This window comes from Leptolyngbya iicbica LK (assembly GCF_004212215.1).
Classification (GTDB): domain Bacteria; phylum Cyanobacteriota; class Cyanobacteriia; order Phormidesmidales; family Phormidesmidaceae; genus Halomicronema; species Halomicronema iicbica.
Genome location: NZ_QVFV01000004.1, coordinates 321,235 through 336,190, shown reverse-complemented (window position 1 = coordinate 336,190; position 14,956 = coordinate 321,235). Strand labels below are relative to the sequence as shown.

The 14,956-nt window shown below is 54.2% G+C and carries 12 protein-coding genes; 6 read left to right on the top strand and 6 right to left on the bottom strand.

From position 1 onward, the window contains the following. The first annotated feature begins 247 nt into the window (after positions 1-247). The 3 genes from mltG (at position 248) to pgeF (ending at position 3,178) form a co-directional block, all read left to right on the top strand. Positions 248-1,318 carry an endolytic transglycosylase MltG gene (gene mltG, locus DYY88_RS17275; RefSeq protein WP_039726549.1) on the top strand — a complete coding sequence of 357 codons (1,071 nt, stop codon included), beginning with the start codon at positions 248-250 and terminating at the stop codon, positions 1,316-1,318. A 149-nt stretch (positions 1,319-1,467) separates the two neighbouring features. Further along, entirely contained in the window at positions 1,468-1,986 is a 519-nt protein-coding gene (locus tag DYY88_RS17270) for a YqeG family HAD IIIA-type phosphatase (protein WP_039726548.1), read from the top strand. Positions 1,987-2,386: 400 nt separating this feature from the next. Further along, positions 2,387-3,178 (top strand): peptidoglycan editing factor PgeF, encoded by a 792-nt coding sequence (gene pgeF, locus DYY88_RS17265; RefSeq protein WP_039726546.1) that lies wholly within the window; start codon positions 2,387-2,389, stop codon positions 3,176-3,178. Here pgeF and DYY88_RS17260 read toward each other — a convergent pair. Beyond that, entirely contained in the window at positions 3,168-5,294 is a 2,127-nt protein-coding gene (locus DYY88_RS17260; RefSeq protein WP_063776175.1) for a cation:proton antiporter, read from the bottom strand. The genes pgeF and DYY88_RS17260 overlap by 11 nt on opposite strands. Before the next feature lie 832 nt (positions 5,295-6,126). Here DYY88_RS17260 and DYY88_RS17255 point away from each other — a divergent pair. After that, positions 6,127-7,239, top strand: a complete 1,113-nt coding sequence (locus DYY88_RS17255) for a histidinol-phosphate transaminase (RefSeq protein ID WP_039726543.1) — start codon at positions 6,127-6,129, stop codon at positions 7,237-7,239. 4 nt (positions 7,240-7,243) lie between these two features. On the opposite strand, the gene DYY88_RS17250 is transcribed toward DYY88_RS17255, so the two are convergent. Both DYY88_RS17250 and DYY88_RS17245 read right to left on the bottom strand, forming a co-directional pair. After that, positions 7,244-7,720 carry a hypothetical protein gene (locus tag DYY88_RS17250; protein ID WP_044151173.1) on the bottom strand — a complete coding sequence of 159 codons (477 nt, stop codon included), beginning with the start codon at positions 7,718-7,720 and terminating at the stop codon, positions 7,244-7,246. 777 nt (positions 7,721-8,497) lie between these two features. Beyond that, the gene (locus DYY88_RS17245) at positions 8,498-9,253 is read right to left on the bottom strand and encodes a HEAT repeat domain-containing protein (RefSeq protein WP_039726542.1); all 756 of its coding nucleotides are present in this window, start codon (positions 9,251-9,253) and stop codon (positions 8,498-8,500) included. Between the two features lie 156 nt (positions 9,254-9,409). On the opposite strand from DYY88_RS17245, the gene DYY88_RS17240 reads away from it, so the two are divergent. Then, positions 9,410-10,102 carry an SH3 domain-containing protein gene (locus DYY88_RS17240; RefSeq protein ID WP_039726541.1) on the top strand — a complete coding sequence of 231 codons (693 nt, stop codon included), beginning with the start codon at positions 9,410-9,412 and terminating at the stop codon, positions 10,100-10,102. Between the two features lie 657 nt (positions 10,103-10,759). Beyond that, positions 10,760-11,236 carry a hypothetical protein gene (locus DYY88_RS17235; RefSeq protein WP_130199493.1) on the top strand — a complete coding sequence of 159 codons (477 nt, stop codon included), beginning with the start codon at positions 10,760-10,762 and terminating at the stop codon, positions 11,234-11,236. Positions 11,237-11,311: 75 nt separating this feature from the next. On the opposite strand, the gene DYY88_RS17230 is transcribed toward DYY88_RS17235, so the two are convergent. From DYY88_RS17230 to DYY88_RS17220, 3 genes are all read right to left on the bottom strand, one after another. Beyond that, positions 11,312-12,943 (bottom strand): dipeptide ABC transporter ATP-binding protein, encoded by a 1,632-nt coding sequence (locus DYY88_RS17230; protein ID WP_039726538.1) that lies wholly within the window; start codon positions 12,941-12,943, stop codon positions 11,312-11,314. 124 nt (positions 12,944-13,067) lie between these two features. Beyond that, positions 13,068-14,153 carry a phospho-N-acetylmuramoyl-pentapeptide-transferase gene (gene mraY / locus DYY88_RS17225; protein ID WP_367889305.1) on the bottom strand — a complete coding sequence of 362 codons (1,086 nt, stop codon included), beginning with the start codon at positions 14,151-14,153 and terminating at the stop codon, positions 13,068-13,070. Positions 14,154-14,492: 339 nt separating this feature from the next. Beyond that, positions 14,493-14,738 (bottom strand): DUF3134 family protein, encoded by a 246-nt coding sequence (locus tag DYY88_RS17220; protein WP_044151172.1) that lies wholly within the window; start codon positions 14,736-14,738, stop codon positions 14,493-14,495. Between the last annotated feature and the right edge of the window lie 218 nt (positions 14,739-14,956).

Below are 14,956 nucleotides of genomic sequence, written 5' to 3'. Positions count from 1 at the left end.
CTATCGGCTGGTTTTGGTTGTCTAGCTATATTGCTTTGCGAAGGTGACCACAAAGGTCGGTAATTCTTGAACGATCTGCAATTATTTAGCTGCCGATCGTGTCGGTTCTCAGAGAGATTTGGAGCGATCTCCCCCTCATATATCGTCTCACAGCGCCCCCATCAACAGAGTTGCCTTGATTAGCCCCTATAACGGGCTAAAATAGCCGACGTTGGCACGTCGCATTCATTCGCTAACGGCAAACGCAATGGCTTCTCGTCTTCCCAAGCTTCTATTTTTCTTTTTACTGCTGCCTGTGGCCTTGGGCTTGGCGGGTTGGCAGGGCTGGGCTTGGTGGAGCTGGGCCACTGCACCGATCGCCCCGGCAACCGAATCCGAAACCGACAGTACCACTGATACCGTACAGATTCAGATTTCGCCAGGCACCTCTGGTCAACAAATTGGTCGTGATTTAGAGGCAGCGGGGCTGATTCGCTCTCACGTCGCGTGGAACTTTTGGAGCCGCTGGCAAGATTTGCAGCAAGATGTCACCTACCAGGCGGGCACTTACGCCCTATCGCCCACGCAATCGCTACAAGAAATCGCCAGCCAAATTCGCTCCGGCGATGTGTTGCAGACGGCGTTTACCATTCCCGAAGGTTGGACGCGCGAGCAGATGGCGGCAGCGTTTGAAGAGCGCGGTGCGTTCTCGGCTCAAGCTTTTCTCACCGCCACCGAGCAGGTGCCCCGCGATCGCTTTCCCTGGCTGCCCCAAGCCATCCCCCATTTAGAAGGGTTTCTCTATCCCGATACCTATTTGCTACCGGCAGAATCCGTCACCCCCGAAGGGATGCGCGATTTGATGTTGGAACGGTTTGAGGCGATCGCCCTGCCTGTATACCAACAAGGCAACTCCGACTTTTCGTTGCTGGAGTGGGTCACCCTGGCCAGCATTGTCGAACGCGAAGCCGTGATTCCTGAAGAGCGGTCAGAAATTGCGGCAGTCTTCAATCGACGTCTCGCCGAGGAAATTCCACTGGGGGCTGATCCGACCGTAGAATATGGCTTGGGCGTGACGCAAACGCCGGAGCAGCCGCTCACCCTGGCCCAAGTCAACACGCCTTCGCCTTACAACACCTATATCAATGTCGGGTTGCCGCCGACGCCGATCGCCAATCCGGGCCTACCCAGCCTAGAAGCGAGTCTGAATCCGCCCCCGACGGAATTTTTGTATTTTGTGGCTCGTTACGACGGGACCCATGTGTTTAGTCGCACGTTGGCCGAACATGAGGCGGCTCAGGCCCAGATTCGGGATGCGATCGATGGCATCAATCCTTAGTGTCGGTCAGGCCATGAGTCGATATGCTGAGGACACACATGGTCAACAACATTTCGTTTTTGGAATTTAATCAGTTAGAATCGCCGTCGCGGCCATTCACTGACCAATTTTATGTATTCTTGAGTCCTTAAGATGGGAGCCCGAGTGTGATGTGCAGTCATAAATTGCAGCCTAATCTGGTGCTGGGTCAGCCAGTGTTAGGCATTAGCCTGGAGCTAATTGAACAGCATCGCCTCAAAGGGCTCGTGCTCGACGTTGACGAAACTCTGGTCCCCATTCGAGAAGCTGAGACCACCGACGAAGTTCAAGCCTGGTTTGCGACGCTGCAGGCACAAGTGCCCATTTGGCTCGTCAGCAACAACTTAAACGAAACCCGCATTCGCCGGATTGCCGAAAGCTTATCCGCGCCTTACATCACTGGGGCGCGCAAACCCTCACGCCGCAAGCTCAGACGCGCCGCCGAGGCCATGCAGTTACCCATCGAACACATTGCCATGGTCGGCGATCGCCTCTTTACCGACGTGTTGGCGGGGAATCGCCTCGGCATGTTTACGATTCTGGTCGAGCCGATGGTGCCCCCTATGGGCAAACCGGGCAAATATTTGGTGCGATCAACAGAGGTGTGGCTCTCTCAAATTCTTGGAGTATCCTTGCATTCCGAACCTTGAATCTTGACTTAAGAAATCTTAAGAGCCTTTGCAGTAAGTCACCGATCTTTGCAAACCTTCGCAAAGGCGAAATATAAAGACAAAATTACAAAACCTTCGACACACGGCCAGCATCGGTGATTATAGGGTCAATAATATGGAGTCAAGCGCAATAAAGACTCTAGCTCATAAGAAAAGTTTGATGGGGATGCAGCCTAGTTTCGGCGGTGTCCCCATCACTATTTTAAAGTTAGGCCTCAGCCATCCGTTAACTGCGATGATGCCTTTGAAGAAGACTGGCCCCTTGCTATCACGATGGCGGCAATTGATAGCCCAACAGTGAGGCAGGCGGCGATCGCGACTGGTCAGGTGAGCAGCAAGATTACCGTTACACTGGTGAAGTTTTGATTTCCAGGGGTTTATGAATCATTCGTGGCATTGGTCTGAAGACACTGAACATGCTTACCTGACCACATCCCTGCTGAGTCGTTGGCCCCATGGCTTTTTTACGCGGCAATCTTGGCCTCACCTGCCCGATGCCTTGAGTCAGCAGTTAGGCAGCGATCGCCCGGCCTATCGCGCCAAACAGGTGCATGGCAATCATGTTTTAACGCCGCCAGAGTTGCCCGCCGTCAGCGACGAGAGTGAAGAGTTGCCGGCTGCTGATGCGGTCATGAGTTTGGCACCCCACCAAGCGGTTTGGGTCTGCACCGCCGACTGCACCCCCGTCTTAATTGCCGATACACAAACGGGACAAGTCGCGGCCGTTCATGCGGGTTGGCGTGGCACTGCGCTCAGCATTGTGCCGACGACGATCGCCAAAATGCAGGCCCAGGGCAGTGAGCTGTCACATTTACGCATTGCGATGGGTCCCGCGATCGCAGGCACGGTGTACCAAGTGACCACCCATGTCGCAGCTGAAGTCGGGCGATCGCTGGTGGGCCTGGATACCGAGATCGCCTCGCTAGATGACCAAGACCTGATCGCTTATTTACAAGATCTCCCAGAGCCGCCAGTGTTGCCAGATCCCCAGGAAGGACGGGTGCGGCTTGATGTCAGACGCATCAATGCGTTGCAACTTACGGCCCTGGGCATTCCGGATGAACACGTGGCGATCGCCCCTCACTGCACGTTTCAGGAGCCTGAGCGCTTCTTCTCTTATCGCCGCACCCGTGAAAAAAAGGTGCAGTGGTCTGGCATCGTTAGCTGCTAGGGTCTGGCGTCTTTTCAGCTGATGACGTGTCCGGGGGCGGCGGCGGTGCCCCCCCATTCCCAGCATTGGTTTCCCCGTCAACATTTTTGTTAGCGCGAGCGATTGCCGCCTTCGCCCCATTCGTCGACTTGGCCTCAGCCCCCATCACAGCGGGGTCAGGCGGTGGCGCTTCGCTCACTTTAGTCGGCAACGGCACGTCTTCCACCGCAGGCAGAATTTCAACATTGAGTGTGTTGGGTCGGCTGCCCCCCGAGAGGCGCTGCAGCAGCTTCGGCTTCGGATCATGCAGCAGATAAATCAAGCGATCGCCCGCCTTCCAGTTATCTTCTTCCGTCAGGGCCACCCACATGCGGTTGTTCCGCTTCACCACCAGGGGAATCAACTCGCCACTGCGAATGAGCGCCCGCAGGTGAGCGCGCTGCATCAACGCCCCATCCGATCGCAGCTGGGTCTCTCCTAACCGCACCGCACCAGTCCGCAAGTGATTGTTCCACAGCTTCAGGGCGATGGTTTTGGGGGCGATCGCTTTGCCTGATGCCGCTTTTTGAGCGCTACTGCTTTTACTCTTTTTCGCCGACGCATTCGCCGTCGCCCCGTCTTTCTCCAAATCTTCCTTGGGCATCACCGCCACAATGCGCGGCAGCTGAAACTCTTCCTGGGCTTGCTGAGCCACTAATACATTGACATCGCCATTGTTCGTAATGGTCAGCAAAGTTGCTGCCGAACCGATCCCCGCCTCCTCCAGCACTTCAGTATCCAGCGCACTATTCACAAAGACCGGCAGGTTTTCTTGCGCTGCCGGTTCGCAAGCCTCGGGATTGGTGTCAATGAGCGTCACCGTTTCGCCACTTTCTTTGAATAACCGAGCGATGAGCAAACTGAGGGGATTGCACCCGACAATAACAGCCCCGCTGCCATCACGATGTCCGGTTAGCCCTAACCCTCTGGCCAAAAGCCCTGCTGTGAGGCCTTGCGCCAGCACCGTAATAATGATGGTCAGAAACACTAGCGCCTTGATGGCATCTCCACCGCTAATACCCCGCTCCGTCAACAAGATGGCAAATAAAGACGCCACCGAAGCGGAGACGATGCCGCGAGGCGCGATCCAGCCTAAAAAGGCTTTTTGCCGCCAGTTGAGGTCACTCGGGGCCGTGCAGATGGCGATATTGAGAGGACGCACCACCAGCATTAACACGGCCACAGTCAACACAGCGCCCCGACCCAGCGCAAAGATACTGGCGATCGACAAATCTGCCGCAAGCAAAATGAACAGCACCGAGACGGCCAAAATGGTCAATTGCCCTTTGAATCGTCGCAGCAATCGCTCATCAGGAATCGACAGGGCTCGCAGAATAATCCCGGCCACCACCGCGGCCATCAAGCCCGATTCCCCCTGAATTTCTTGCGCCAGGCCATACAGGCCCCAGACGCTGGCTAACACCAAGAGGTTGCGGAGCTCTTCTGACAAAAACAGCGTTTGCTTGAGGAAGATTCCCAATAACACGCCCCCCAGGCCACCGATGAGCGCACCTGTGCCCAGGCGAACGGTCAACCCTGTGATGATCAATAGCGGATCGGCATCCCCGTTCAAAATAATGTCGAGCACAACCACCGCTAAAATCGCCCCGACGGGGTCGATGAGCACCCCTTCCCCTTCGAGCAGAGTGGCGACTTTGCGATCAACGGGCACTTGTCGCAACAGCGGGTTGATCACTGTAGGTCCTGTGACCACCACCAGCGAAGCGTACAAAAATGCCAGAGACCAAGGAAACTCGCCTAGCCAATGGGCCGCCATGCCACCCCCCAGCAGCGTCACGAACACACCCGTAGTGACCAAATTCCGGAGACTCGTGGAAACTTTGTCGAGTTCTTTGAGTTCTAAACTCAGGCCCCCTTCGAAGAGAATCAGGGCAACACTCAGAGACACCAAAACTTCGAGACCGATGCCTAAATCTGACGGTCGGATGAGGCCAGCACCATCAGTGCCTAACCCAATCCCAAACAGCAGCAAAAAAATAATGCTGGGAACTTTGAGGTACTCACCAATAACCTGTGCGCTGATGCCTGCCAACACAGTTAGGACAATTTGAATCGTAATGGCAAATGAGTTGTCCATAAGGGGGGTGCTGCCTGGGCTAGAGACCGACTAGCGGCAGCAGGTGGCAGAACGATCAATAATCGGAGCGGTCACTGCTGACCATTCCGATCTCACCCCGATGGGCAATTCAAAGCCAATTGATTGATGTCTCACAAGCACAATCCACATTCATCAATGCCAGCCAGTCGCGGTCAACTTAACTGTAATGTTTGGTCCGGTCGGGCGGCATCCCCCTGCTGGAATTAGATGAGTCTACTGATGTCGCTGTCAGCGGATCAGCGATCGCTTTATTGAGTCACGAGTGCTTCGTCAAGACGGCATTTTAGGGTGAGTCAGCCTCGCCAATAGCCGTCAACCAGCCAAGATGAGCGGACTTTATGCATTCGGGCTAAGCCCGTTGCTGCCCCAGTTGATCGCCTTGACGCCACACTAGGCGGTTTCAACAAAGTCTACCTAGCATAACATTTGATTTCAACGGCCCCAGCAATGCCGCCTTGGGATGCGGCTTCCAAAGGTGGTTTTGCCCATGGTTTACAACTTAGGAGATTGCTGGAAAAGCATGGCCCACTCGTAGGGGGTCATGAGCGCAGCGTCATACACCGCAGCCGAGTATTTTGGTTTCTGGAGATCTCCCTAAGCAGTGGGAATATCCTCAGTTAGCCCCCTCCTCTCAGCCATTCACTAGCAGATGCTGTTATTTTGCTAAACGGAATTAGATTCCAGATCATCCGGCATAGCCTATCTGCCACTAGCATGAACTGAACCTCAGCAAATGCCACCCCGACAAAAGCATCTTGGTCGGGTGAGGGGTGAGCGATAATATAACTCTGCTGTCCGTCACCTTTGTTTTATGTCAGCCTTTATTCGTCCTGATTTGCAAGCCTTTGCCGCCTACAGTGCTCACGCAATCACTGACGTCCAAACCCAACCGGCCAGGGTTGATCATCTCGATACCAACGAGTCTTCTTATGATTTGCCCACGCCGCTCAAAGAAAAGCTGGCCTGGGAATATCAACAGGTCATTCAGGCAAATCGTTATCCCGACGGCGGGCATGAAGAATTGCGGGCGGCGATCGCCAACTACGCGAGTCAGGCCATTGCTGAGACCAAACTGCGGGTGACGGCGAATCAAGTCACGGTGGGCAACGGGTCTGACGAACTGATCCGCTCATTGTTGATTGCCACTTGTGTGGGGCGTTCAGGGTCAATTTTGGTGGCTGAGCCGACTTTTTCGATGTACAAGGTATTGGCCCAAACGTTGGGGGTGGATGTGGTGTCGGTGGGGCGCGATGCCGCAACGTTTGAGATGGATCTGGCGGCAGCTGACACAGCGATCGCCACCGCCACCACCCCAGTACGGATGGTCTTTATGGTCTCCCCTAACTCCCCCACGGGCAATGGCTTAACCCCCGCCGAATTAGACTGGCTCCGCAATTTGCCCACCGACATTCTCGTCGTCGTCGATGAAGCGTATTTTGAATTCAGTCAGGCCAGTACCTTGGCAGAGGCGTTGAACCGCCCGAACTGGCTGATTACCCGCACGTTTTCCAAAGCGTTTCGGTTAGCCGCTCATCGGGTGGGCTATGCGATCGCTCCGTCAGAGATCATCGCCATTCTCGAAAAAGTACGACTGCCCTACAATCTGCCTAGCTTTTCGCAAGCCGCCGCCCTGATTGCCCTACGCTACGCCCCCGACATCCTGACGACCGTAGCAGAAGTGCAAACTGAGCGCGATCGCTTATGGCAAGCTTTGCAAAGCCTACCCGGCCTGCAGACCTGGCCCAGTGCTGCTAACTTTCTCTATTGCCGCCCAACGACTCAGCGTCTCGATGACCTGTTTCAGCAACTCTACGCTCGGGGGACGCAAATCCGACAAACGGGGGGTGGCTTACGCATTACGATCGGGACTCCCGCCGAAAATGAACGCACCTTAGCAAATTTGCACCAAGCTTTAGAGTCCTGACACCCTATCGACGACGGGCTTGACGCACCGTACGAGGAAACACCCCCACCAACATCGAAAACGCCTCATCCGGCACGCTATCAACGATGGCCTGGTCGAAGTAGGTCTTAAACTGCTCCAGAATCATCTGTGCCCGTTCTACTGGAATAGGTTTATCCGTAAAGTTTTGAGTTAACCGCACCCACTGCAACCGGATGCGGATCGCTTTTTGCTGCTCTTCGTAAGACTTTGGCTCCACCAAAGACAAGTTACCCAGGGGAGCGATGCCCTGACAGTTTGTGTCCAGTGCCCCTCCCACGGCGGCTCCTGGCCCAGCAAACTCAGCATGAAATTTTTTATAAACAACAATACCGTTGCGTCGCCGACTATTAACGACCCAAAGCTTGCCACTGTTAATTTTGTCCAAAACGATGTCTAGATCAGAATCAGATTGCTGCTTCACAGGGGGGGTAGCCACATCGTCTCGATAAGTCTGGGGCATGGTAGCTAATTCGAAGAAACTAGGGCTATGGGCAAATGAGCTTCACATGTAACCTAACAAAACTCTAGTAGCGATTTTCAGGTAGCAATAAGCCAGGGAGTTAAACCGTCCGGCTTAAAGTTCCACACTATTTTAGGGGACACAGCTAAGAAAACCGCGATGAACTCCGTGTTCTCTCTAAAGTTGCAGTAAAGTTCTGGTCAAAATTTGATGATGTCTATGTAAATCTGTCGAAAGCATTTGCAGGTCAGTCTATTCATCGCCATTTCGACGCGGCAATTTCACAATCCTGATTGTGGCTGCGAAGACAACAGCAAACCAACCAACATCAAGCCCTTGAGCTTGGCCCAACCAGACTGACAGCCTCCGGGAACAGCGGGTAACGGGTCTAGGGGATGCATCCCTACGGGAATTTGCGGTTATATTGCCCAAGGAACACCAAGCAGTAACAGTCAGCGCGCAATATTGATTTTGCATTCCCTGACAATGACAGGGCACCGGAGTCTTGTCACAACTGGCTTAGCGTCTCAACAGCAAACACACTCAGTCGATAAAAGTCTCTCACAGCCAAGGCTGCTGTAATCCCACCTGGCTGCCAAGCGTCCCTCACGGATAAGCCTAAAGCTGAAAAAACAGCTGACAGTGTTCATCGCGGCCCCGCGATTTGCAATCAGTAGCACGCTTGAGAGGTTCATCGAGACTTTATTGACAACTCAGGGGGCTTGGGTCACCATCACGACGTCACATCATTGGGTTTACACCAGCTCTTAGCAGCGGCTAAAACCAGCCGTCTTGTTCCAGTTCTTCAATAATTTGCAACCCCCGTGGATCACCGACATTTAAGATAGCGGTGCGCGCATCTTCCCGAACGCCGAGGTCATCTTCTTCAGCAAAGGTCTCAATCAATGCATCGATCGCAGTCGCATACACCACATTGGACGGTAATTCGCGACAAAGTTGCCCGATCGCCCACGCACAGTTGCTCCGTACCGCGGCGATCGGATCGCGACGCATCACCTCAATAATCGGCGGCAAGGCAGCCACCACAGTTTCATAATTCACGTTAATCATTTGCGCCAGGGCACTCGCCGCCCAGAGTCGCACCGCCGGAATATCATTTTTTAGCGCTTCGATTAAAGGCTGCAAAGCGGCGGGGGTATGACTATTGCCCAAAGCCCAAACCACGCCTTTGCGGACATAACCATTCCAGTCATAGAGTTGTTCGATAAGGGGAGCGATCGCGGTTGCATCGGAGTTGCGCCCCAGGGCATAGGCTGCACTCACCCGCACCAACGGACAGCTATCTTTCAGCAATTCAATTAAACGAGGCACCGCCCGGGGCTCTTCGAGCTCACAAAATGCCCGGGCCGCTAACATCCGCTGCTGGGCCTGAGACGAATTCAGCAACTGCAACATTTCCTCAGGATCGACCTGAGGCTCTTCAGTGGCTTCCCCAGCTGGCGCAATCTGATCAAGCGGATCGTCAAACTCAGCGTCTGGATCAATGATTGTGAGTTCGTCTTCGTCATACATATGACCACTTTACAGCACTGTTTTACGTCAATCGAGTCCCTCGATTGGGCAATTAGGGCTGACACCCACCCGCCTTAAAAAAGTGTCATCTTTGCCCCTCATTGACCGCAAAGTCTGCTTCACTTAAAAACCGTCACCCTTAGAGGAACAAAAAGCATGGCTGGGATATGGGGAAAAATCGGACGGAGTGGTAGTGCGATCGCGATCAGTTGCCTGCTGCTCACCAGTGCGTGTCAGTCATCTACAGAGCCCGAGACGACCAGCTCAACCGATGACACCGCAGAAGAGCCCACCACAGACTCCTCAGCATCTTCCCCAACGACGCTCGACACAACACCAGAAAGCAACGATGAGACTGGCCCCAGTGATGCTGACACCCCCCCGGTTGCCACCACACCCGCTCAGTCCTGTTCTGCCAGCGCCTTTATCGTGGATACCGACCCGGCTGGCTTGAATGTGCGCGGTGGTCCCAGTAGTGATTACGCGGCGCAGGACACCCTATCCACAGCGGAGCCGATCCAGGTCTCAATTGTCGGAGCCACAGGAGACTGGTTCTTAATCAACGAAGCCTGGAGTCCGGAGCAGCAGGAATTGCAGCAGCCCGGATGGGTCTATGCGCCTCTTTTGGGCGTCAGCACCACCAGCTTGAATATCAACAACCCAGAAGCCCCGACGACCCTTTATGCAGAGCCGGATGGCAGCGCCGCAGTCGTGGCTGAAATCCCTAAATATTCTGAAGTGACGCTGCTGAGCTGCTCCGGCAATTGGCTCCAGGTGCAAGCGCCCGATACGACGGGTTGGCTCGCGGTGGGCGAACAGTGCAGTAATCCGGTCTCAACCTGTCCGTAGATAACCGGCACAGCACTCTAGCTCAGGACTCAGGGTTTTATTAAATACAAGATTCGTCGGGCAGGCGTCTTCCCTAATCTTGAACAGCCTTCTCGGCTACCCACACTTAATTCAAACCCCATTGCTGAGTACGCTAATCCCTCCTGAACATTCCAAGGGTTCGGTCGATAAAACAGAATTACCGGATTAATTGCGTGGAAGCTAGACATGATTGAACTCTTAGCGATGCCTAACGATCGCGTCATCGGGATCAAAATCGACGACACCACCACAAACAACTTGACCAGCAGTCATTTGAGGACACAGACAAGCATTCAACATTGAGCCTTTTCTTGGCAAGTCATGAATAGAAGTCAATAATTTCAAATGTGTTGATAGGTGCTTTGCCTAGGGCGTGTCATTAATTCATTCCAGAAAGCTTGAAAGACCAGCAGTTCCACGCCCGCACTCGCCGAATAAACTAGGGGCTGGAATCCTTACAGGAAGAGTATTGCATCGATAATTGATGACAGCCCCTAGTATTTGGCGTCACAATGGAAATATTAGGGAGCAGCTAAGTTACTCATGGCGACTGACAACGGCTCGCGGCAGCGATCGCCTGACAGCAGCACGCATCGCAACTCAAGATGATCACTAGTCTCTAGGAGGAGGTGAATGATGACTCGGTTAGGTTTCTGGTCGGCACTGATGGTCGTCGGGGCAATCTCGGGTTCAGCAGAAATCACCCAGGCCCAGTGTATTCGCAGCAGCAACTCAATCCTTAACCGCAGTGCGGTCGAGGAGGATACTTCCTTTGTGAGATCCAGCCCTGCGAATAGTGACTCCAATTTCAAGCTAGAACTCGACCTCAACAATGGCCTCGATTTTCTGGAAACCGAGCCAGAAGCAGATGAGATGACCACTGAGGGAGGCATGGAGACGGATACGGTTGCCGTTGAGGAAAATGCCGCAACGGATGAGTTAGCGACTACCAGCGAGATTGACGAAGAGGCAGCTGAAGCCAGTGCAGTAGGGGCAGATAGCAGCAGTTCGGCAGCAGACTTGGACACGATCGATCTGCAAGCCCAGATCGAGATGTCTCGCGCAGATTATTTGAACTCACGCGCTAGTGAAATTAACGGCTGCGTTGAATAAGGCAGATATCTCGGCTGTTGAGATTAGCTCTGCCGACGACGTTAGTTGCTGCATAGTTGGGTTATTGTCGCTGGGCTAGGCAGACTGGGCAGCTAAAAAAGGTGCCGCTCCTAACAACTCTTGGGTGTAAGGATGCGCAGGCTGGTTGAAGATCTTTTCCGTGGAACCCATTTCGACAATTTTGCCTGCCTGCATCACGGCAATGCGATCGCATAAATACCGCGCCACCCACAGATCATGGGTGATGAAAAGATAGGTCAGGTCAAATTCGTCCTTGAGTTCCAGCATGAGGGAGAGCACCTGAGCTTGAATGCTGGCATCTAACATGCTGACGGGCTCGTCACAAATCACCAATTTAGGGCGCGTGATCAGGGCTCGGGCGATCGCGACTCGCTGCTGCTGTCCGCCGGAGAGATCGCCGGGATAGCGATCAATGTAGTCATCCACCGGAGTCAGCCCCACCCGTTCCATCATGGCGCGGACTTGCTGGTCAATTTCAGCGGCAGTGCCCAGCTGATGAATGCGCAGGGGATCGCCAATGCCTTGCCCCAGGGTCATCATCGGGTTCAGACAAGCATGGGGATCTTGAAACACCATTTGCATATCGCGCCGCTGCTTTTGCAACTGCGATCGCGATAACTGGGTGATGTCTTTGCCCAATAGTCTGACTTGCCCCGCTGTCGGGGGCACAATCTGCACAATCGTGCGAGAGAGAGTACTCTTGCCACAGCCCGACTCACCCACCAGGCCAAACACCTCACCGTGATACAGGTCAAAGGACACCCCATCGACCGCTTTGATCACTTGATTCGACTGCCCCCCTAAGAGGCGAGCCAGTGGGTTGGCGGAGAGGGTGTAGTGTTTTTGCAAGTTTTGCACTTCGAGCAGGGGCGCTGCGGTCTGTTCGACGACATCGCGAATGGCGGCCTGCTGCAAATCTAGCGCCGATTGCAACAGCGACTTGGTGTAGTCATGCTGAGGCTGCTGCAGCACCTGCTGCGAGGTGCCCAGTTCGACCAATTCGCCTTGGTACATGACGGCAACGCGATCGCAATATGCCGCCACGAGTGCCAGATCATGGGAAATCAGGATCAGGCCCATGTGGCGATCGCGGCACAGCCGGGTGAGTTCATCCAAGATTTGCGCCGAAACAGTGACATCCAAACTGGTCGTCGGTTCGTCAGCCACAATCAGCTTGGGATTCAAGACTAATGCAAGGGCGATCGCCACCCGTTGGCGCATACCGCCACTGAATTCGTGGGGATACTGCCCCCAGCGATCGGCGGGAATGTGAACGGCTTCGAGGGCCGCCAGCGATCGTGCTTTCGCCTCCGCTTTCGACAAGGTCGGCTCATGGGCCAACAGCGTCTCCAAGCAGTGATCTCCGATCGTCATCAGCGGATCGAGCCGCGTCATCGGATCCTGAAAGACTAGCGATACCGCCTCACCCCGAAAATGGCGCAGTTCTTGAGCCGACATCGCCGGAATCGAACGGCCTTCAAACGTGGCGTCTCCCGCAATGCGCGTGCCTTTGGGCAAGAGTCGCAGCGCCGCACGGCCCAACGTACTTTTGCCGCAGCCCGACTCGCCCACCAGGCCCAAAATATCGCCCGGTGCCAAGCTCAGCGACACATCATCCACCGCCCAAGCTAACTGTCCGGGATAGGAGACACGAAACTGATTCAGCGACAGCAAGCTTTCAGGCATCGGGGTTCAGCAGTCCAACAGTTCAACAAGCAAAAAGAGCAGGGAGGCTAACACTCCTTGCTCTTTTTGCAGTATGCCATGGTGTTCGGATGATTTAGGCAGTGAGGATTTAAGCAGTAAGGATTTAAGCAGTAAGGAGGGCGATCGCGACCAAACCAGCCGTGACCGCATAAAAGACGCCCACCACCTGTAGTTCTGACCAACCCGACAGTTCAAAGTGGTGGTGTAAAGGAGCCATGCGGAAAAAGCGCTTGCCTTTACCATCAGGGCCTTTGGTCGCCTTGTAATAACTCACCTGAATGATGACCGACAGCGTTTCGGCAAAGAAGAGCAAGGTCACAATCAGCAAACCGAATAGGTTGCCACTCAAAATACCCACGGCAGCCAACGCGCCCCCCACGGCCAATGAGCCCGTGTCGCCCATGAAGACCTTGGCCGGATTGTGGTTGTGAACCAAAAAGCCCAGGCAAGCGCCGCTCATCGCCGCGCAGAAAATCATCAGATCGGGATGGGTCGGCGCAACCAGGGCACCGAGGCCGAGCAAGGCGATCGCCGCCGTCCCCGCCAGCAGGCCATCCAAACCATCGGTCAAATTGGTCGCGTTACTCTCAGCGACCAACACAAAGCCCGCCAGCGGCCAGAAGAGAATGCCCAGCGGCAGAGTGAAGCCCAAAGGCAATGCGATGCGCGTGAGTTCTCCCGGTTGGGTGACCATCGCCCACAGACAAAATACCGTGGCGAAACCAATCAGTAGCGCCAGCTTCATCCGGGGCGAGATACCTTTGTTAGATTTGCGGCGCAACACCTGCCAATCATCGAGCCAGCCCACAAAGCCATAGGCCAAAGTCAGCAACCCAACTGCTACAGCTGTGGGAGACAACCCCGTTAGCAAGACCGCCACGAAAACCCCAACAGGCACAAAGAAAATGCCGCCCATGGTGGGAGTGCCCGCTTTCTTAAAGTGGGCTTGCGGCCCTTCTTCACGGATGAACTGTCCGGTTTTCCAGGCCCGCAGAATGGGCAACAGGCCAAAGCCTGCGATCGTCGCCGCGCCCCAGGCGATGACCAATGGCACAGTGAGAGACGATACCTGACCTAATCGATTAGCTCCGTCATCTAAAAACAGGCTGGTTAGTAGCGCCCCTACCGTCATCACAACCAACAGCATTTTTCCCGACAGGACGGATGTCCCCAGGGGTCTGTTGGTCAAAAACTTTGCATCCACAATGAATCCTGCTCCTCACTGCCTCTACACCACGCGGTTTCAGCGTTGACGGCTGTCGCCTTGCTGAATTGCTCACTCACCACTCAAATGGGGCAAACCCCAACGCCACTAAGATTAGCAGCCCATCATTGAAATTTCGGTCTTCTGTCTTCGATCTCCAAAGAGTCGAGCCCCCTTTCAGCAACCGCTAAGATTCTCAACATTTGCCCCGGCATTCATCAAACGGCTGAACAATCTGACTCCGGCACGGGGCTGAATATTGAGTGCTGAAAGGTTGGGCATACTTTAATCGCTACTTCTCTTTAGTTCAAGTAGAAAAACGATTTAATCGTCATCCCCGAGGCTGAGGTCGTCGTCATCGTCGAACCCTTTGCCTGAGTCGCCCATGAGATCATCAATCTCTTCACTTTCTTCTTCTTCTTCCTCATCATCAGCCACCGCCACCTCTTCACGGGGCTTGAGGCGACCGGTGCCTTCGAGCCAGGTCAAAATTGACGGCTCTTTTTGTGTGGGTAAAACGTCAGCAGTTTGATCACGGGGAACAATGCGTAGAGACGGGTTGTATGTCATAAGAAATCGAGTTCCAAAAAGCAAAGCTTTGGTTGAAGGTGGGCGCTGGCAATCAGCAGGATCGTAATCCGCATCATCCGCGACTGATATCCTGAATGAGGGTTGCCATCGCGCGGCTTTTTAGCCCAGCTATGAGTCTAACATCGGAGTGATAACTGACAAATGAGAGATTGTCAATTAAATCTCACGTAACCTTACACGCGCTCGCGATGGCGATC

What these genes read in the sequence shown, in the direction of transcription:
- mltG (WP_039726549.1), top strand. Translation starts at nt 248, where the DNA reads ATGGCTTCTCGTCTTCCCAAGCTTCTATTTTTCTTTTTACTGCTGCCT.
- DYY88_RS17270 (WP_039726548.1), top strand. Translation starts at nt 1,468, where the DNA reads ATGTGCAGTCATAAATTGCAGCCTAATCTGGTGCTGGGTCAGCCAGTG.
- pgeF (WP_039726546.1), top strand. Translation starts at nt 2,387, where the DNA reads ATGAATCATTCGTGGCATTGGTCTGAAGACACTGAACATGCTTACCTG.
- DYY88_RS17260 (WP_063776175.1), bottom strand. Translation starts at nt 5,294, where the DNA reads ATGGACAACTCATTTGCCATTACGATTCAAATTGTCCTAACTGTGTTG.
- DYY88_RS17255 (WP_039726543.1), top strand. Translation starts at nt 6,127, where the DNA reads ATGTCAGCCTTTATTCGTCCTGATTTGCAAGCCTTTGCCGCCTACAGT.
- DYY88_RS17250 (WP_044151173.1), bottom strand. Translation starts at nt 7,720, where the DNA reads ATGCCCCAGACTTATCGAGACGATGTGGCTACCCCCCCTGTGAAGCAG.
- DYY88_RS17245 (WP_039726542.1), bottom strand. Translation starts at nt 9,253, where the DNA reads ATGTATGACGAAGACGAACTCACAATCATTGATCCAGACGCTGAGTTT.
- DYY88_RS17240 (WP_039726541.1), top strand. Translation starts at nt 9,410, where the DNA reads ATGGCTGGGATATGGGGAAAAATCGGACGGAGTGGTAGTGCGATCGCG.
- DYY88_RS17235 (WP_130199493.1), top strand. Translation starts at nt 10,760, where the DNA reads ATGACTCGGTTAGGTTTCTGGTCGGCACTGATGGTCGTCGGGGCAATC.
- DYY88_RS17230 (WP_039726538.1), bottom strand. Translation starts at nt 12,943, where the DNA reads ATGCCTGAAAGCTTGCTGTCGCTGAATCAGTTTCGTGTCTCCTATCCC.
- DYY88_RS17220 (WP_044151172.1), bottom strand. Translation starts at nt 14,738, where the DNA reads ATGACATACAACCCGTCTCTACGCATTGTTCCCCGTGATCAAACTGCT.